Source organism: Rhodoferax sp. (assembly GCF_018780565.1).
Classification (GTDB): domain Bacteria; phylum Pseudomonadota; class Gammaproteobacteria; order Burkholderiales; family Burkholderiaceae_C; genus Rhodoferax.
On sequence record NZ_JADMJN010000006.1, the window covers coordinates 78739 to 96293 of the forward strand.

A 17555-nucleotide genomic window follows, 5' to 3' on the forward strand; every position below is an offset into this window, starting at 1 on the left:
AATGAGTTTTGTCCCGGTGAATCCATCCAAGGAAGTTGAGCGCCTGCAGGCTGAATTGCGTGAGACGCAAGCACGTCTGCAATCGGTAGCCGACCTTTCGGGTTCGTTGATGGGCACGCTGGAATTTGAATTGCGCGATGATGGCCGCCTGCTCCTCGTGGCCGCCAATGCTGTGGCGGATCAACTCCTGGGCCGTCCTTGTGCGACGTTCACCGGCCAACCCTTTGCGGCCCTGTTTCCTGAATTGCAGGGGGCGGAGATTCTCGATGGCCTGCAGGGGGTGGCCCGGCACGGGCATGCGTTAGGCCCCGACAGGCTGCTGGGCGCAGGCGCATTGTCAGGAAAATCATTCAATTTTTTTGCTTTTCAGCTGGCACCAGAGCGGGTCGTTGTGAAGTTCTGGGACGGATCTGGCGCAACGGAATCCAGAAAACCGGACATGCGCCTGCAGCAGCAGCTGGCGGCCATGTTCAATCTCAGTCCGCTGCCCATTTCGCTCAGTACCGAGCTTGATGGCGTGTATGTGGATGTGAATGAAGAGTGGACTCGCCTGACCGGAATTTCCTTGCAGAACGCTCTGGGGAGAACCACGGTTGAAGTCGGGCTCTGGTCTGACACGCAACATCGTGACAGTGTGCTTGATTCCATGCGCCAGTCAGGGCGTCTGCGCAATCTGGATGTCTCATTTGTTCGGGCCGACGGTGGCAAACTTATTCTGCAGCTCAATGCCATCCGGATTGAAATCGGTGGCGTGGCGTACATCCTCAGCTATCTCAAGGACATGACCTGGGAGCGCACGGTGCAGTCAGAGTTGCTGGCTGGTGAGCAGCTTCTGAAGGCGACCAACAGTCGTCTGAATCGGCAGATCGCCCTGTTTGAGTTGATGGAGAGTCTTGCCGCTGTGGGTTACTGGAATGCCCCCGTTGGGCAAGGCAGTGTGCGCTGGTCCAAAGGGCTTTACCAATTGGCGGGGCTTGAGCCCGGGTCGGTGCTGGACACCGCCGCAGGGCGCAGTCGTATTCATGACGAAGACAGACCTCAGTTCGAGCAAGCGCGTGCCAGGATGGATGGTGCTGTCGTCGAGTACCGTTGGCACCACCCCGACGGAAGGGTGCACTGGCTGCGTTCGCGCATGGGGCGCGGGGTTGGCGATCGTGGCGAAGCCTTTGATTACGGCGTTGTCCAGGACATCACCAACGAACGCGAAGCCGCCCTGGCCCTGGAGGAAAAGCTGGGGTTTATTCAGACCATCACCAGTCGGGCGCCCGGTCTGGTATTTCAGCTGCGGCGCCAAATCGACGGCACCTACAAGTTTTTATACATCAGTGAGCCAGTGCGCGAGATCTACCGGGGCGTCACCCCTGAGCAGGTCATCCAGGATGCGTCCTTTACGCTTAGCTTGCACCACCCGGACGATCTGGATGGATTTATCGCCTCCATTGAGGCTTCGGCCCGCAATCTCGCGCCTTGGACGTATGAATACCGGCTGCGCTTTGCTGACGGTGAAGTGCGCTGGCTGCTGGGGCAGGCCATGCCGCAACGGGAGTCGGACGGTGCAGTGTTGTGGAACGGTTTCACCACGGACATCACCTTGCGCAAGCAGGCGGAGGAGAGCCTGCGCATCAGCGAAGCACGTTTTCGCGCTCTGACGGAATTGTCATCAGACTGGTATTGGGAGCAGGACGAGAACTATCAGTTCGTGCGCTTTGAAGGCGGCCAGGCGGCGACGGAGGAAAAAGCCGGGATGGGTCGCCACGGCAAGACACGCTGGGAGATCGGTGCCTTGAACATGACCGAAACCGATTGGGATGCACACCGGGCCAAACTGGCGTTGCGCGAAAGCTTCCATGATCTGGAGTTGCAGGACACGGATGCCGACGGACATCGGTACTGGATGTCCCTCAGCGGAGAACCTATTTTTGATGCCAAAGGGGTATTCAGGGGCTACCGGGGCATTGGACGCAATATCACGGGTCGAAAAAGGGCTGAGGAGAAGATCGAGCGCCTCGCGTTCTACGATTCGCTGACCGGTCTTCCCAACAGACGTCTTCTGATTGACCGGTTGCAGCATGCGCTGGCCTTCAGCGATCGCGATCGCATGCCGGGCGCCTTGTTGTTCATTGATCTGGATAACTTCAAGGATCTCAACGACACCCAGGGGCACGACATGGGCGACCAGTTGCTCAAACAGGTCGCGATCCGTGTGGGTGAGTGTGTGCGCGAGGCCGATACCGTGGCGCGCCTCGGGGGCGACGAGTTTGTCGTGATGCTGGAAAACCTCAGTCTCAATGCCAATGAAGCGGCAGCGCATGCGGAAGGCGTGGGGCGCAAGATATTGAGCACATTGAATCAACCCTACCGTTTGGGTATCAACGAATTTCACAGCTCGGCAAGCATTGGCATCACCCTGTTTCAGGATCATTTGCTGGGCATTGACGAATTGCTCAAACGGGCTGACCTTGCCATGTACCAGGCCAAGGCTGCAGGTCGCAACACCCTGCGGTTTTTCGACCCTGAAATGCAGGCTGCCGTGGCCACGCGTGCGACCATGGAGTCAGATTTGCGCCAGGGGCTGCAGCGTCAGGAGTTGTTGCTGTATTACCAGCCGGTCGTGAACAGGGATGGGCTGATGATGGGTGTTGAGGCGTTGGTGCGCTGGCAGCATCCCCAGCGTGGCATGGTGTCGCCGGGTGACTTCATTCCGCTGGCAGAGCAGACCGGCCTGATTGTGCCTTTGGGGCAGTGGGTACTGGAGACGGCCTGCGCTCAATTGGCCGCTTGGTCAAGCCAGTCATCGACGGCTCGTCTGAGTGTCTCGGTCAATGTCAGCGCGCGTCAATTTCGTCAGGCGGAATTTGCCAGCAACCTGCTGACATTGTTGCGTGAGAGCGGGGCCAACCCCTACCGTTTGAAGCTTGAAATTACGGAGAGCCTGCTGCTCAACGATGCCGAGGATGTCATTCACAAAATCGGTGAGCTGCGCTCGATCGGTGTGAGCTTTGCGCTGGATGATTTTGGCACCGGCTACTCGTCATTGGCCTACCTCAAGCGCTTGCCGCTGGAGCAACTCAAGATTGACCAGTCTTTTGTGCGCGATGTCATGACAGACCCGAATGATGCCGCCATTGTTCAGGCCGTGCTGACTTTGGGTCAGAGCCTGGGTTTGACCGTGGTCGCCGAAGGCGTTGAAACCGAAGCGCAGCGCGATTTCCTCGCTCGCCACGGTTGTCAAATGTTCCAGGGGTACCTGTTCAGCCGCCCGGTGCCAGCGGATCAGTTGCCCCTGGACGGTATTGCGGCTCCGAGCTTACCCGGCGGACCCGGCTTGTGGGTCATCTGAACCCACTGCCGCCTGGCCTTGGGCCAGTTCGGCGCTAGCCTGGCGCACCGATGCCTTGTCTCCGGCGCCGGCAAATTTGCTGTATTTGCCCAAAATAGTGACCAACTGCCCGTAGATGTGGGGATTGCCGGCCATGCATTCCTTTTGCTCAAGGAAGTCAGACTCGCCCGTGAAATTGCCGATCAGGCCACCGGCCTCAGTGACCAGCAAAGAACCGGCTGCCATGTCCCACGGTTGCAGGCCGGTTTCAAAAAAACCTTCGGTAAAGCCGGCTGCCACATAGGCCAGATCCAGCGCAGCCGCTCCGGGGCGGCGCAGACCAGCCGTGCGCTGCATCACATCGCCCATCATGCGCAGATAAGTGTTGAAATCGTCACCAGGGCGGAAGGGGAAACCGGTTGAAATCAGGCTGTCCTGCATGCGGATGCGCTTGGAGACACGCAGGCGACGGTCGTTCAAGTAGGCGCCACGCCCCTTGGTGGCGGTGAACAGGTCGTTGCGGCTGGGGTCGTAAATCACCGCTTGCTCGATCTTGCCCTTCACGGCCAGCGCAATGCTGACGCAGTAAACGGGCAAGCCGTGGATGAAGTTGGTCGTGCCGTCCAGTGGGTCAATGATCCAGACAAATTCGGAGTCTTTGGCACCATGCTCGCGGCCGGATTCTTCAGCCCAGATACCGTGGCCGGGATAGGCTGTGAGGAGGGTCTCGATGATGATCTGTTCGGCGGCGTGGTCAACTTCGGTGACGAAGTCATTGACCTGCTTTTGCGAGATGCGAACGGCTTCGACATCAAGAGCGGCGCGGTTGATGATGGCACCAGCGGCGCGGGCGGCCTTGACGGCCACATTGATCATGGGATGAAGATTACGGGACGACATAAATTTTTGTGTGTTTGCGGAGCAGATCTTGTGACCTGTCCCCAACGGACCAAGAACGGGGCGGAACTACCCGGCGATGCGGGCAGCGACAATAGGGGCAGATTTTACCCGCCCCGGCGGTTTTTGTGGATTTTTGACTTTTCCGCGTACATGCATACACGTTTTATCCTGATCAATACCAGCCATGCGGGCAATGTGGGGGCTGCCGCCCGGGCCATGAAGACCATGGGCTTTGACGACCTGGTGCTGGTGGCGCCACGCTGGGCCAATGTGTTGAACCGGGAAGAAACCATCCAGCGCGCCAGTGGTGCCCTGGATGTGCTGAAAAACGCACGCATCGTGGCCACGCTGGACGAAGCGCTGGATGGCATCACCCATTTGTGCGCCACAGCCATGACGCCGCGTGATTTCGGGCCACCGACCGTGACACCCCGTGAGCATTTCGAGCAGCTGGCCGCCAACGACGTCGCGGTGCAGCAGGGCGTCGCTTTTTTGTTCGGCTCCGAGCGCTTTGGCATGAGCAATGAAGATGTGTACCGGTGTCACACATGTCTGAGCATTCCCAGCAACCCGAAGTTTGGCTCGCTCAACCTGGGTGCTGCCTTGCAGGTGGTGGCCTATGAGTGGCGTCTGGCCCTGGGTGCTTACCCGGTTCAAGAGGCGACGGCGGTACCGGTACTGGCGGATGCGCAGCAGCTGGCCGGTATGCTGGCCCATTGGGAGCAGTCCCTCATCGCTATTGGTTTTCTGGATCCGCAGGCGCCCAAAAAGCTCATGCCCCGCCTCAATCAACTGTTCAACCGGGCTGGTGTCACCCAGGAAGAAATTCATATGCTTCGCGGCATTGCCAAGATGATGAACCCGGCTGCTGTGCCTTCAGAGTCCTTGCCGCCAGCAGCGGCACTGTCAAAAGGCTAGACTTGACGCATGTTTTCACGACTACGTTCCGATATTCAATGCATTCTTGACCGCGACCCGGCTGCGCGCAGCACATGGGAGGTCCTTACCTGCTACCCCGGCTTGCACGCCCTGGTGTTGCATCGCCGTGCCCATTGGTGCTGGACTCACGGCTTGAAGTGGCTGGGGCGATTTATTTCCCATGTGGCGCGTTTCCTCACCGGCATCGAAATCCATCCCGGGGCCAAGATCGGGGAGCGGGTTTTTTTCGACCACGCCATGGGTGTGGTCGTGGGGGAGACGGCCGAAATTGGTGATGGTTGCACGATCTACCAAGGCGTCACGCTGGGCGGTACCTCGCTTTACAAAGGTGTCAAACGCCATCCTACGCTGGGACGCGATGTGGTTGTGAGTGCTGGCGCCAAGGTGCTGGGTGGTTTTGAGGTGGGCGACGGTGCCAAGATTGGCAGCAACGCGGTGGTGATCAAGCCGGTGCCGGCTGGAGCCACAGCGGTGGGTATTCCGGCTCGCATCATTCCTTCCAAAGTGGGTGAGAGCGCCGATGTCACCTCGCCGGAAAAGAAGTTCACTGCTTATGGCATCACGCAGGAAGACGATCCTTTGAGCCAGGCCATGCGCGGCTTGATCGACAATGCCTCCTCTCAGGAGCATCAGATTGCCCTGTTGTGGAAAGCGATCGACACCTTGCAGGCCAATCGGTCGGCCACCAATTGCGTGCCGGGTGATGCAGCCCGCAATGAGCACTTCGAGGCCGACAAGCTCAATCAGCTCGTCGGGAAATAACTCAGGCTTGCGAGGCTGCGCCGGGGCTGGGTCGAATCGCCGATTTGGGTCGGAAGGCCTTGCAGACTTCGTCGTGGGTTTCCATGTAGGGGCCGCCAATCAGGTCCACGCAGTAGGGCACCGCCGCAAAGATGCCTGCCATGATGGACTCGCCGTTGCTGCCACGCAGGCCTTCCAGCGTTTCCTGAATCGACTTGGGCTGTCCCGGCAGGTTGATGATCAGGGTTTTGTCGCGAATGACGGCGACCTGCCGCGACAGGATCGCTGTAGGGACAAATTTCAGGCTGATCTGGCGCATTTGCTCACCAAAACCGGGCATTTCCTTGGTCGCCACCGCCAGTGTGGCCTCTGGCGTGACGTCGCGCAGGGCTGGGCCCGTACCGCCGGTGGTCAGCACCAGTGCGCAACCGGCGTCAACCAGTTCAATCAGGGTGGCGCTGATCGCGGCCTGCTCGTCCGGGATCAGGCGGGGTTCAAATTGCAGCGGATTTTGGAGTGCGCGGGTTAACCAATCTTGCAGGGCCGGCAAGCCTTTGTCTACGTAGACACCGCTTGAAGCCCGGTCGCTGACCGAGACAATGCCAATCTTGACCGTGTCGAAGGGAAGGGGGGCGACGGCACTCATGCTGGATCGTCCTCGGTGTCGGTCCCCAGAAGATGCTCGCGAACGAGCTGGAAGATATCCCGGTAGGCCCGGCCATGGCGCACGGCCTCGCCAGGCTTCTCCGGTTTGGCGTCCTTACGCGCCTGGCGAATCAGGGCGCGCAGCTGCTGCGTATCGGTGTCCGGGAACTTCACGATCCATTCGCCAAACGCATCTTCATGGGTGATCAGTCGATCACGCCAGGTTTCTGCCATGTGCAAAGCCAGGTTTTCACGGGCAGAGCCACTGTGCTGTTCTGTCAACGCGATACGGATCGTTTCCAGCACTTCGGGGTCGATCAGTCGCATCAGCTTGCCGATGAACTGCATCTGGCGCCGCTTCCCCTCGAAATTGGTGATGCGCTTGGCTTCTGCCACGGCATCTTTGAGCTTGTCGGTCAGATTCAGGCGTGCCATCAGATCGGCACGCAGCGTCAGCAGGTCTTCACCCAGCTTCTGCAATTCGGTGCTTTCGCGCTTGAGATCTGTACGGCTTTGCTCATCGGTGCCTTTGAGTTCGCGTTTGAGCTCCAGATCGCGTTCGCTGCCTTCGGCGACGAACTCACCTCTGACGAAATAGCCTTTTTTGAGTTTGCGTGACATGGTAGGGAAATAGGGAACGGTGGCGAGCACAGGGTTGCGCTGAGCCAAGTATCATAGCCTCCGATATGAAGAAACCCAATTTAACCCCTGCACAGCCTCGCGCTGACAACGGCTTCAGCTACAGCCGCCCTTATTTTGAAGAGTTGGTGGACACCGCATTGGCACACGCCAAAAAGCTCGGTGCCACCGATGCCGGCGCCGAGGCGTCCGAGGGTTGTGGTCTGAGCGTATCCGTGCGCAAGGGTGAGTTGGAGAATGTGGAGCGCAACCGTGACAAATCTCTGGGCGTGACGGTTTACGTCGGTACACGACGCGGCAATGCCAGCACCTCGGACTTTTCCAAAGCGGCCATTGCGCAAACGGTGCAGGCCGCCTACGACATCGCCCGTTTTACCGCAGAAGATCCATTCGCGGCCTTGCCGGATGTCAGGGATGTGGCGCAGCCTTCAAAGCAGCGCACCGATCTGGATCTGTTTTTCCCCTGGGCCATCGACAGTGCGCAGGCCGCACAACTGGCTATGCTGGGTGAGGCGGCTGCCCTGCAGATGGACAAGCGGATTACCAATAGCGAAGGCGCCAGCGTGTCGGCCCAGCAATCGCATTTCTTCAGCGCCCACACGCACGGCTTTCGCGGTGGTTATGCCAGCTCACGCCACTCCATGGCGGTTTCGCCCATTGCGGGCAAGGGCAATGACATGCAACGCGATGCCTGGTACAGCTCGATGCGCAACGCCGATGACCTGGCTTCCCCTGAAGCCATCGGCCGGTATGCAGCAGAGCGCGCCTTGAGCCGTTTGAAAGCGCGCAAGATTGCCACCACGGAGTGTCCGGTGTTGTTTGAATCGCCTCTCGCTGCGGGTCTGCTGGGTAGCTTTGTGCAGGCGATCAGTGGTGGCTCCCTGTACCGCAAGAGTTCATTCCTGCTGGACTCGCTGGGCAAGCAAGTGCTGCCCAGGCACATTGACATCCTGGAAGACCCTTTTGTCAAACGCGGCAAGGGCAGTTCGCCGTTTGATGACGAGGGTGTCAAGGTCAAAGCCCGCCAGGTGGTGGACGCCGGGCGTGTCGAAGGCTACTTCCTGAGCAGCTACTCGGCCCGCAAGCTGGGCATGCGTACCACGGGCAATGCCGGTGGATCGCACAATCTCACCCTGACCTCGCGCCATACACGCGCTGGCGATGACCTGGATGCCATGCTGCAAAAGCTGGGTACGGGTCTGTTTGTGACCGAACTGATGGGGAGCGGCGTCAATTACGTGACGGGCGACTACTCGCGCGGTGCCAGCGGCTTTTGGGTGGAGAAGGGATGCATTGCCTTCCCGGTGCATGAAATCACCATTGCAGGCAATATGAAGGCCATGCTCAAGGGCATTCAGGCGGTGGGGGCGGATACCTACAACTACGGGGCCAAGACCGTAGGGTCAATCCTGGTGAACCGGATGAAGGTGGCGGGTAGTTGACACAATCGAATTTTGACGCCGAACTTGGCTGAATACATGCGCACTTTCCAAATCAACACATTGGCACTGGTTCTGGCTTTCATGGCGTCATCTGTCGTGGCGCAAGGCAGTGTGCCTGTGATCCCGGCCGAGGCCCAGGTTGGCAAGGGCAAGTTGCTTCATCCCTGGCAGGCGGCCCAGTCCGGGCAGGGTGGGGATGCGTATTTTGTCAATCTCGGTAACGGCGACAAAATTGAAACCCCGTTTTTGGTCAAGTTCGGACTCTCGGGCGGTTGGGGCCTGGCCCCCATTTCCAAGGCCTCAAGTGGCAAAAGTGGACATCATCACTTGCTGGTGAATCGCGACTTGCCTTTGGATTTCAAGCAGGCCTTGCCTTTTACCGAGCAGTACATCCATTTCGGCAAGGGTCAGATGGAGACTGTGCTTAATCTGGCGCCTGGCGACTACACCTTGCGGTTGTTGCTGGCCGATCAGATGCACTTGCCTCACTTTGTTTACAGCAAGCCGCTCAAGATCACCGTGACGAAGAAAAACTCACTTGATCACGCCAGCCTGTCCAAAAAAGGTATCAACCTCAACGTGGTGGGTGATGAGCTGAAAAGACCATTTCGGGTTCAGTTTCATGCGTCCGGACTGAGTGTTGCCCACCTGGCGCAGCAGGAAGCGGGCACGGGCCATTTCAGGCTGTCGATCGCGCCGAAGTCAGGGGCGAAGCCGGTGGAGATGGATTTTGTCAATGGCCAGACGGAAGCCTGGCTGGAGCCGCCGGTGGGTGATTACGTGCTCAAGCTGGATTTCGTGGACAACGTCAACCCGGGCCAGATACTGGCCAGGGCTGAGCCGCGATCTGTCCGCGTCAATTAGGCGTCTCAGCCCGCCAGCGCGGCTTTGACCGCCGCTGATACCTGACCCATCTCGGCCTTGCCGGCCAGGCGCGTCTTGACCGCGCCCATGACCTTGCCCATGTCACCAGGACCCTTGGCGCCCAACTCGGTGACGATGGCCTGCACCGCGGCCGTGACTTCCTCGGCGCTCAGGCGTTGTGGCAGGTAAGCCTCCAGCACCTTGACCTCGGCCGCTTCCTTATCTGCCAGGTCCATGCGATTGGCCTGGGTGAACGCGGCGATGGAGTCCTTGCGCTGCTTGATCAGCTTGTCGACGATGGCCACCATGGCGGTGTCGTCCAGCTCAATCCGCTCATCCACCTCTTTTTGTTTGGCGGCAGCCAGCAGCAGGCGGATGGTGCCCAGGCGCTCGCTGTCCTTGGCGCGCATGGCTGTTTTCATGTCGTCGGTGATCTGGTCTTTGAGTGACATGGGAAGAGTCCTTGTGGTGTGATTTGAATCAGGTTTTTGACATAAAAAAAAGCCCGCCTGAGCGTCCCCGGCGAGCTTTTTTTGAGGCCTTGAGAGCCTTGAATCCGTACTGGATCAGTACATCTTCTTGGGCAACTGCATGGCGCGGATGCGCTTGTAGTTGCGCTTGACGGCAGCAGCCTTCTTGCGCTTGCGCTCGGCTGTTGGCTTTTCGTAGAACTCGCGTGCGCGCAAGTCAGTCAAAAGGCCCAGCTTCTCGATGGTGCGCTTAAAGCGGCGCAGAGCTACATCAAACGGTTCGTTCTCTTTGATACGGATGGTTGTCATTACGTAATGTTGTCCAAAATGTGCCGACGCTGGTCACAGGGGGAGATCGAGCCCCGCATGCCACGTTCGGCGATGTTCCCCGCTTAAAAGTTGATCAGGCAGCGGGGGTTTGCCAGCAAAGCCTAGAATTATAGCGTTTTTAACAGCGAATTCAATCTCGGGCCGTCCCGGCTGTCAGCAGCCGTGCCGCAAGGCCCTGCGCACAGGCGAATCCGCTGGCCCAGGCCCACTGGAAGTTGTAGCCGCCAAGCCAGCCGGTGACATCCACCACCTCACCAATGAAGTACAGCCCGGGTTGGCGCGACTCCATGGTTTGGCCGGAAAGTACCCTGGTGTCCACGCCGCCGGCAGTGACCTCGGCCTTCTTGTAGCCTTCGGTGCCGGTGGGCCTGAGTTCCCAGCCGGTCAGGCGTTCGGCCAGCGCCGCCAGCGCCTTGTCAGACGCCTCGTTGACAGGGCGTTGCCAGTTGTGGCCCAGTTCGGCCCCCTGTGCCACCCAGGCGTCTGCCAGGCGGGCCGGGACGAGCCCCGCCAATTCGTTGGCGATCAGTTTGCGTGAACTGGCCTTGGCCTGGCTCAAATGCTCGGCCACATGGCGGTCGGGTGCCAGGTTCAGGCGAATGGGGGTGTTGGCTTGCCAGTAGCTGGAGATCTGCAGAACTCCGGGGCCGCTCAAGCCGCGGTGGGTGAACAGCAGGTCTTCCAAAAAAGATACCCTGGATTTCTTGTCGCCCGTTTCAATGCGCACAGGCAAGGACAAGCCAGACAACTGTGCAAACGGTGCCCAGGCAGTGGGGTCAAAGGTCAGGGGTACCAGGGCAGGGCGCGTGGCGATCACGGGCAAATCAAACTGCCGGGCGATGCGGTAGCCAAAATCGCTGGCACCAATTTGGGGAATCGACAGGCCGCCGGTGGCCACCACGAGCGCCGCTGTATGGATGGGACCCCGATCACTTTCAATTTCATAGCTTGTCGGACTTGTCCCGTGCGGACTTGAGTCTGAAAATCGGATGGACTTGACACTGCAGGGCTGCCAGCGGGTGACGCCGCCCGCATCGCATTCGGCCAGCAGCATCTGAATGATGTCTTCGGCAGAGCGGTCGCAAAACAGCTGCCCCTTGTGCTTTTCATGAAACGGTATCTGGTGTTTTTGCAGCAGGGCAACAAAGTCGCGTGGCGTGTAGCGCGACAGGGCCGAGCGGCAAAAGCGCGGGTTGTCGCTCAAGAAATTCGCAGGGCCGGTATCTGCATTGGTGAAATTGCAGCGGCCACCGCCGGAAATGCGGATCTTCTCGGCCACTTTTTCACTGTGATCTATGACCAGTACCTTGAGTCCCAGTTGCCCCGCCACACCGGCGCAAAACAAGCCGGCGGCACCGGCCCCCACGATCACAACGTCAAATGAATTCATGGGTTGCGCGAAGGTGCTCAGCCGTGCCCGAGCATCTTGGCATGATGCGCAGGGTTGTCGTGTTCGTCGGCAGAGGATTGCGGCAACAAGGCCATTCCACGCAGCACGTCACCCACCACGATGATGCACGGGCTGGCGAGCTTTGATGTTTCGATGGCTTCTTGCATTTGGCCCAGCGTCGTCACCACCTGTCGCTGTGTGCCAAGGCTGGCGTTCTGGATGACCGCCACGGGCGTGTGCGCGCCCAGCCCGGTCAGTAGCTCTTTCTGAATGTGCTGGGCGCCGCTCATGCCCATGTAAATCACCAGTGTGAGTTTGGCGCTGTGGGCGGTGGCTGCCAGTGCTTTCCAGTCGGTGCCCGCAGCACCGGGCTTGGCATGACCCGTCACGAACACCACGCCGTGGGCGTGTTCCCGGTGGGTGAGCGGTACGCCCAGGGCGGTGACTGCTGCCAGACCGGCGGTGATGCCGTTGACCACGCTCACCGTGATGCCGGCAGCCCGCAGGTGCTCCACCTCTTCGCCGCCGCGGCCAAAGATGAAGGGGTCGCCGCCCTTGAGGCGTACCACGGCTTCACCTTCCTGCACGGCCATGACCATGAGTTTTTCGATGAAGGCTTGGGGCGTGGATTTGCAGCCCCCCCGCTTGCCCACGTAGACGATGCGGGCCGTGGGGGCGGCATGGGCGACGATTTCGTCGCTGACCAGATCGTCTACCAGCAGCACGGTGGCGGCCTGGATGGCCTTGAGGGCCTTGAGTGTCAGCAGCTCAGGGTCGCCAGGGCCCGCGCCGACCAGCGTGCATGTGCCCGGGGCTGTGGTGCCGCCTTGACCGTTGTCGGCCTTGTTGGTGTGTTCAGTATTCATAGGTACGCAACCATTCGCAAGATGTGTGCCACTTGTTGCGCAATGGGGGCAGGAACCGGGCTGTCGCCAGCCATCACGCCGCGAGTGTAGGCGGCCGTGCTGGCGGCATCGATTTCCTTCGGCAAATCGGGCAGGGTGAGCAGGGTGCCGCCCTGGGCCTCCTGCAATTGAATCGACTGCCCTTTGATGAAACCCTGCATTTTGGGTGTTCGCCGGGGGTCAGCCACGGCTTCGCCTTCGGTGCCGCGCAGCAACAAGGCATTGGCGCCCATCAGCGCCAAGGTGGCTGCCATCGACAGGGCGTACTCGGGGTGGGTGTAGCTGCTCACCACCAGGCTTTTGCCGGCGCAGGGGCTCATCAGTTTGACCAGGCTGTGCGCCGGATTGCGCAGATTGACCACGCGGCGTACATCCAGCAGGCGCTGCAGACCCGGCAGCAGCAGGGCGGTCGGTACAAACGCAACCTGGCCTGGTGCTATCGAATTGATAGTTGTCTGGGCATTGATATCGAGGGCTTCAAGCACTTTTGACGTGAAAACCCGAGTGGACTCGGTCGCCGTACCGTGGATCAGGACGGGCATGCCTTCGCGTGCCAGCAGCAAGGCCAGCAGCGGTGTCAAAAGTGGCAGCTTGCGCGCGCCGTTGTAGCTCGGGATCACGATGACCGGCTTGTCGCCCTGTGGGATCAGGTGCAGGCGCTGGTGCGTGGCGTCCAGAAAGCCGGCCATTTCCTGAGCGGTTTCGCCCTTGATGCGCATGGCCAGACAAAACGCGCCAATTTCCAGATCGGTGACAGCGCCGTCCAGTACCTGCCCGAACAGGTCGGTGGCCTGTTCACGCGTCAGCGCGCGTGCCCCGTCCTTGCCCCGTCCAATTTCCTTGATGTATTTGCCAATTCCCATCCCATCATTGTCCCCGACTTAGGCACGGTTGATGCGCGCGTACAGGTTGGTCACCTTGTCCATGACCTGCAAAAGGTTCTCGCTGGCGACGAAGACTTCGCTGGCACCCCTGTTGCCCGAATTGGCCCGTGCCTGAAGGGCAGCCTCAAAGAACACCCACTGGCCGTCTGCCAGGGCCAGCTCCTGCTTGATCTCCGGCGTGGCCTCGGGTGCATTGCGCAGTGTTTGCTGGGCGGCAATGAATTCGGAGCGGGCGCGTCCCAATTCGGCTTCTGCGGTGGCTGTTTCGACCTTCCACGCCATCGCCAGATAGTATTTGGCCATGCGCTGGGACAGCATGCGCTGGCGTCCGGCCATGTTCACCAGTTTGCCCAGTGGCTTGCCCGAGAGTTGCTCCAACTGGGTCGTGCCCTGATGGGCCAGTGCCAGCACCTTGCCATCCTGCGCCAGCAAGCGTCCGGCACTGGCCACCGAAGGCACGGCAGTGACCAGCAGGGCTTTGTAGCCGGTCCACTCGGCTTCGAGTTGCAGATAGGTGTCGCGCACGGTCCCTTGTGGCGCATAGGATTTGAGTTCGGCCAGTTGCCGGTCAAACAGGGCCATGGACTGGTCGAGTGCCTTGGTGGCACCCGGAATCTGGATCTGCTGCCCCAGGCAAAGGTAGGCTTTGGCCATGCGCTGTGACAGCATGCGCTGGCGGCCGGCTTTGTTGATGGCGTCGTTCAGGTCGCTGACCTGGGCTTGCGAAGGCAATATCAGCACCGAAGTGGTGGCCAGGGATATGAAAATTCTGCGGTTCAGGTTCATGGGTCGATGTAGTTCAGATCATTCGCTGGTGTCAGACTTCTGCCGGTACGCTGGCGCGCACCCGGCGCTGCAACTCAGGCACACAGGAGCCGCAATTGGTGCCGCATTTCAGGGTGTCCTGCAGGGAGGTGAGACGCTCCTTGGCGGAGCCGCTGCATTGGCGCAGGTGCGTCTCAATCGCCATATCGGTCACATTGAAACAGGTGCAAACCGTCTTGCCGCGCGACACCACGGCAACGGGGGGCTTGGCGCCTGGCACCAGCAGGGCGCGGCCGTAGGTGTGGGCTGGCAATTCATCTTGCAGCAGGGTCTTGATCCAGCTTTGGGCGCTGGTGTCGCCCGCCAGCATGAAGCCTTCCAGCATGGTGCCACCTGCGCGGTGCCCGAGTTTGACGGCGCGGCGCTGCCCCCGCTTTTTGTCGGCGTACCGCAGGATGTCGGTGCCAGCCAGCTGCAGGAGGTTTTCGATCGCCTGCAACTGCTCATCGGATGGTGCCTCGTGGCCGGCGGCGCGAAACAGGACACCACTGCGTTCGCCTTGCGCTGCATCGGCAGGCGCGTTGTTGGAAAACGGCACGCAGCTGGCAAAAGGGAAGTGAACCATCAGTGACTGCAGTGCGGTGCGGGTAGACAGAACGTCCCCCTGAGGCAGCCAGGCCACCGCCAGCATGCTCCAGGGCAACTCGGCCTTCAGGATCTTGATGGCCGCGTGTTTGAACTCGGGCTGCTTCGAGTCGGGGCAGTAGGCCGGGGTGGTCAGTGCATTGACGCCGGCCAGGCGCAGCCCCGTGCTGGCTGCGCCACTGAGGAATTCTTCGCCCCAGTGCATGGCGATGAAGGCCTGGCTCAGGCCCAGGTCGGTGCTGCCTTGCACGGGCACCAGAATGGAGCCTCGCTTGCTGGTGACGTAGACCAGGTCGCCTTCGGACAACTGGCGTCGTGCCATGTCCTGCGGGTGCATCTGGATGGTGGGCTCGCTGACGTGGCCAAACAAGCGGCCCAGTGTGCCGGTGCGGCTCATGCCGTGCCACTGGTCGCGCAGGCGGCCGGTATTGAGTGAGAACGGGTAGCGGGCCTCGCGTGGCTCGGCAACGTCCCGGTAGGGCGTTGCAACGAACCTGGCTTTGCCGTCGGCGGTGGGGAAGATGCCGTTTTCGTACAAACGCGCCCTGCCGCGCGTCTCTCCCTCTGGTAGCGGCCATTGCCGGGGCGACTGCTCCAGCAGGGCGTAAGTCAGCCCGGTGATGTCGAGGTCTCGCCCTCGTGTGGATTCACGGTGCTCCAGCCAGATCGACTCGGGCGTGTGATAGGGGAAAAGCTGTGATCCGGTGCCCATCGCCTGCGCCAGACGTTGAGCGAAGTCGACGGCAATTTTCCAGTCGTGACGGGTTTCGCCGGGCGCGGGCACTGCGGCACGGACCCTGGAGATGCGCCGCTCGCTGTTGGTGACAGTGCCTTCCTTCTCGCCCCAGGTAGTGGCGGGCAGCAACAGGTCGGCGTAGCGGCAGGTGGCAGTGGTGGCAAACGCTTCCTGTACCACCACAAATTCGGCGCGCTCCAGGGCGCGGCGCACGGTCGCCTGGTCGGGCATGCTTTGGGCGGGATTGGTACAGGCAATCCACAGCGCCTTGATGTCGCCGTCGGCGGCCGCCTGGAACATTTCAACGGCCGTCTTGCCAGGTTGGGCGGGTACGTCTGGCACACCCCACAGCGCCGCCACTTCGGCGCGGTGCGCGGGGTTGGCCAGATCACGGTGCGCGCTGAGCAGGTTGGCCAGGCCACCTACCTCGCGTCCGCCCATGGCATTGGGCTGGCCGGTCAGGGAAAACGGCCCGGCACCGGGTTTGCCGATTTGCCCGGTGGCCAGGTGAAGGTTGATCAGGGCGGTGTTTTTCGCAGTGCCGCTGCTGGACTGGTTCAGACCCTGGCAATACAGGCTCAGCGTGGCTGAGGATGTGGCAAACAGTCGCGCGGCCTGGAGCAGGGCGTCTTTGCTGATGCCGCAGGTTTGCGCCACGACATCGGGCGTGCAGTCGCGCACCAGTGCTTTGAGCTTGTCAAAGCCGCTGGTGTGATGGGCAATGTAGGTGGCATCGGTCCACCCCTCCCACAGCATGATGTGCAGCATGCCGTTGAACAGCATCACATCGGTGCCGGGCAGGATGGGCAGGTGCAGGTCGGCAATCTCGGCCGTGTCGGTGCGCCGGGGATCGCAGTAGATGATGTTCAGCGCGGGGTTGGCGCGCTTGGCGTCTTCGATGCGGCGAAACAGAATCGGGTGTGCATAGGCCGTGTTGGAGCCCACGATGAAGATCGTCTGGGCATGTTGTACATCGTCATAGCAGGCTGGAGGAGCGTCTGCGCCCAGTGTCTGTTTGTAGCCGGCCACGGCGCTGCTCATGCACAGACGCGAGTTGGTGTCGATGTTGTTGGTGCCGATCAGTCCCTTGGCGAGCTTGTTGAAGACGTAATAGTCTTCGGTGAGCAACTGGCCCGATACATAAAAGCCAACCGCATCCGGGCCATGGCGCTGGATGATGTCAGCGAAGCGCTTGCTGGCCAGGTTCAGGGATGCATCCCAGGCCATGGCCTGGGGAGCCGCGCCGCGGGCCAGTCGCTGCATGGGCTGCAACAGCCGCGTCTGCAGCGTGACCTCTTTGCTTGCCGTGAGGTGCAGGGTCGAGCCCTTGGAGCACAGGCGTCCAAAATTGGCCGGGTGATCGGGGTCACCCCGCACGCCGGTAATTTGCGCACCACTGGATTCGATGATGACCCCGCAGCCCACGCCGCAGTAGGGGCAGGTGGATCTGGTTTCCTGCAACGATGCACCAGCAGTCTGCGCATGGATGGGGATCACAGTCATGGGCTGACGGCTTCCTTATGGGCCGGGCCCGCCACGGGGGGCGCCAGATCCAGCGCATGGGTAGCCAGCTCATGCCCATCCAGGTGCACGGCGCCGTTTTCCACCTTGACGCTGAACTTGGGCGTGCAACCTTCGTCAGGTGCCTTGGCGCAGCCGTCTGCCATGCCGATGGTCCAGTTGTGCAGCGGGCATGCCACGCTGGTGCCAAACACAATGCCCTGGCTCAAAGGCCCGCCCTTGTGGGGGCAGCGGTCCAGCAGGGCGAACACTTCGTCCTTGTCGTTGCGAAAAACGGCCACGTCCATGCCCGCCGGTCGCGCGACGCAGCGCGAGCCCAGGACGGGGATGTCGGACACCAGGCAGATCTTTTTCCAGTCACTCATATCATTCCTTCAGCTATTTTTTTAATAGCGTCTTATGCTTATTTCAAAAAGGCCA

16 protein-coding genes are annotated in these 17555 nt (G+C 60.6%); 5 read left to right on the plus strand and 11 right to left on the minus strand.

Annotated elements, in window-relative coordinates:
* The first annotated feature begins 1 nt into the window (after position 1).
* Complete coding sequence (locus IV109_RS10790) at positions 2 to 3340, plus strand: EAL domain-containing protein (protein WP_366834234.1); 3339 nt, start codon at positions 2 to 4, stop codon at positions 3338 to 3340.
* On the opposite strand, the gene IV109_RS10795 is transcribed toward IV109_RS10790, so the two are convergent.
* Complete coding sequence (locus IV109_RS10795; RefSeq protein WP_296695998.1) at positions 3308 to 4219, minus strand: inositol monophosphatase family protein; 912 nt, start codon at positions 4217 to 4219, stop codon at positions 3308 to 3310. The two genes, IV109_RS10790 and IV109_RS10795, sit on opposite strands and share 33 nt — an antisense overlap.
* Positions 4220 to 4369: 150 nt before the next feature.
* Between IV109_RS10795 and IV109_RS10800 the strand changes: the two genes are divergently transcribed.
* Positions 4370 to 5137, plus strand: a complete 768-nt coding sequence (locus IV109_RS10800) for an RNA methyltransferase (protein WP_296696001.1) — start codon at positions 4370 to 4372, stop codon at positions 5135 to 5137.
* Between the two features lie 9 nt (positions 5138 to 5146).
* Positions 5147 to 5920: a serine O-acetyltransferase gene (cysE, locus tag IV109_RS10805; RefSeq protein ID WP_296696004.1), complete on the plus strand. Its 774-nt coding sequence runs from the start codon at positions 5147 to 5149 to the stop codon at positions 5918 to 5920.
* Between the two features lies 1 nt (position 5921).
* Here cysE and mog read toward each other — a convergent pair whose 3' ends face one another.
* Both mog and yjgA read right to left on the minus strand, forming a co-directional pair.
* Positions 5922 to 6545, minus strand: coding sequence for a molybdopterin adenylyltransferase (gene mog / locus IV109_RS10810; protein WP_296696009.1), 624 nt, complete (start codon positions 6543 to 6545; stop codon positions 5922 to 5924).
* Complete coding sequence (gene yjgA / locus IV109_RS10815; protein WP_296696013.1) at positions 6542 to 7165, minus strand: ribosome biogenesis factor YjgA; 624 nt, start codon at positions 7163 to 7165, stop codon at positions 6542 to 6544. The genes mog and yjgA overlap by 4 nt, the downstream gene beginning before the upstream one ends.
* Positions 7166 to 7230: 65 nt before the next feature.
* Here yjgA and pmbA point away from each other — a divergent pair, with 65 nt between their 5' ends.
* Together pmbA and IV109_RS10825 are read left to right on the plus strand one after the other, a co-directional pair.
* Positions 7231 to 8625: a metalloprotease PmbA gene (gene pmbA, locus IV109_RS10820; protein WP_296696016.1), complete on the plus strand. Its 1395-nt coding sequence runs from the start codon at positions 7231 to 7233 to the stop codon at positions 8623 to 8625.
* Positions 8626 to 8661: 36 nt separating this feature from the next.
* The gene (locus IV109_RS10825) at positions 8662 to 9489 is read left to right on the plus strand and encodes a DUF4399 domain-containing protein (protein ID WP_296696019.1); all 828 of its coding nucleotides are present in this window, start codon (positions 8662 to 8664) and stop codon (positions 9487 to 9489) included.
* A 5-nt stretch (positions 9490 to 9494) separates the two neighbouring features.
* Here IV109_RS10825 and IV109_RS10830 read toward each other — a convergent pair whose 3' ends face one another.
* From IV109_RS10830 to nirD, 8 genes are all read right to left on the minus strand, one after another.
* Positions 9495 to 9941, minus strand: a complete 447-nt coding sequence (locus tag IV109_RS10830; protein ID WP_296696022.1) for a GatB/YqeY domain-containing protein — start codon at positions 9939 to 9941, stop codon at positions 9495 to 9497.
* A 114-nt stretch (positions 9942 to 10055) separates the two neighbouring features.
* On the minus strand, positions 10056 to 10268 hold the full coding sequence (gene rpsU, locus IV109_RS10835) for a 30S ribosomal protein S21 (protein ID WP_296696025.1): 213 nt from the start codon (positions 10266 to 10268) through the stop codon (positions 10056 to 10058).
* 151 nt (positions 10269 to 10419) lie between these two features.
* Positions 10420 to 11679, minus strand: coding sequence for an NAD(P)/FAD-dependent oxidoreductase (locus tag IV109_RS10840; RefSeq protein ID WP_296696027.1), 1260 nt, complete (start codon positions 11677 to 11679; stop codon positions 10420 to 10422).
* Positions 11680 to 11696: 17 nt separating this feature from the next.
* Positions 11697 to 12545 (minus strand): uroporphyrinogen-III C-methyltransferase, encoded by an 849-nt coding sequence (gene cobA / locus IV109_RS10845; protein WP_296696029.1) that lies wholly within the window; start codon positions 12543 to 12545, stop codon positions 11697 to 11699.
* Positions 12542 to 13447 carry a DNA-binding protein YbiB gene (gene ybiB, locus IV109_RS10850; protein ID WP_296696031.1) on the minus strand — a complete coding sequence of 302 codons (906 nt, stop codon included), beginning with the start codon at positions 13445 to 13447 and terminating at the stop codon, positions 12542 to 12544. Before ybiB ends, cobA begins: the two co-directional genes overlap by 4 nt.
* A gap of 18 nt (positions 13448 to 13465) precedes the next feature.
* Positions 13466 to 14254, minus strand: coding sequence for a type IV pili methyl-accepting chemotaxis transducer N-terminal domain-containing protein (locus IV109_RS10855; protein ID WP_296696037.1), 789 nt, complete (start codon positions 14252 to 14254; stop codon positions 13466 to 13468).
* A gap of 31 nt (positions 14255 to 14285) precedes the next feature.
* Positions 14286 to 17117, minus strand: coding sequence for a nitrate reductase (locus IV109_RS10860; protein ID WP_296696041.1), 2832 nt, complete (start codon positions 17115 to 17117; stop codon positions 14286 to 14288).
* On the minus strand, positions 17114 to 17500 hold the full coding sequence (nirD, locus tag IV109_RS10865) for a nitrite reductase small subunit NirD (protein WP_296696046.1): 387 nt from the start codon (positions 17498 to 17500) through the stop codon (positions 17114 to 17116). Before nirD ends, IV109_RS10860 begins: the two co-directional genes overlap by 4 nt.
* Between the last annotated feature and the right edge of the window lie 55 nt (positions 17501 to 17555).

Coding starts and splice junctions, on each gene's coding strand:
- IV109_RS10790 (WP_366834234.1), top strand. CDS start 2: ATGAGTTTTGTCCCGGTGAATCCATCCAAGGAAGTTGAGCGCCTGCAG.
- IV109_RS10795 (WP_296695998.1), bottom strand. CDS start 4,219: ATGTCGTCCCGTAATCTTCATCCCATGATCAATGTGGCCGTCAAGGCC.
- IV109_RS10800 (WP_296696001.1), top strand. CDS start 4,370: ATGCATACACGTTTTATCCTGATCAATACCAGCCATGCGGGCAATGTG.
- cysE (WP_296696004.1), top strand. CDS start 5,147: ATGTTTTCACGACTACGTTCCGATATTCAATGCATTCTTGACCGCGAC.
- mog (WP_296696009.1), bottom strand. CDS start 6,545: ATGAGTGCCGTCGCCCCCCTTCCCTTCGACACGGTCAAGATTGGCATT.
- yjgA (WP_296696013.1), bottom strand. CDS start 7,165: ATGTCACGCAAACTCAAAAAAGGCTATTTCGTCAGAGGTGAGTTCGTC.
- pmbA (WP_296696016.1), top strand. CDS start 7,231: ATGAAGAAACCCAATTTAACCCCTGCACAGCCTCGCGCTGACAACGGC.
- IV109_RS10825 (WP_296696019.1), top strand. CDS start 8,662: ATGCGCACTTTCCAAATCAACACATTGGCACTGGTTCTGGCTTTCATG.
- IV109_RS10830 (WP_296696022.1), bottom strand. CDS start 9,941: ATGTCACTCAAAGACCAGATCACCGACGACATGAAAACAGCCATGCGC.
- rpsU (WP_296696025.1), bottom strand. CDS start 10,268: ATGACAACCATCCGTATCAAAGAGAACGAACCGTTTGATGTAGCTCTG.
- IV109_RS10840 (WP_296696027.1), bottom strand. CDS start 11,679: ATGAATTCATTTGACGTTGTGATCGTGGGGGCCGGTGCCGCCGGCTTG.
- cobA (WP_296696029.1), bottom strand. CDS start 12,545: ATGAATACTGAACACACCAACAAGGCCGACAACGGTCAAGGCGGCACC.
- ybiB (WP_296696031.1), bottom strand. CDS start 13,447: ATGGGAATTGGCAAATACATCAAGGAAATTGGACGGGGCAAGGACGGG.
- IV109_RS10855 (WP_296696037.1), bottom strand. CDS start 14,254: ATGAACCTGAACCGCAGAATTTTCATATCCCTGGCCACCACTTCGGTG.
- IV109_RS10860 (WP_296696041.1), bottom strand. CDS start 17,117: ATGACTGTGATCCCCATCCATGCGCAGACTGCTGGTGCATCGTTGCAG.
- nirD (WP_296696046.1), bottom strand. CDS start 17,500: ATGAGTGACTGGAAAAAGATCTGCCTGGTGTCCGACATCCCCGTCCTG.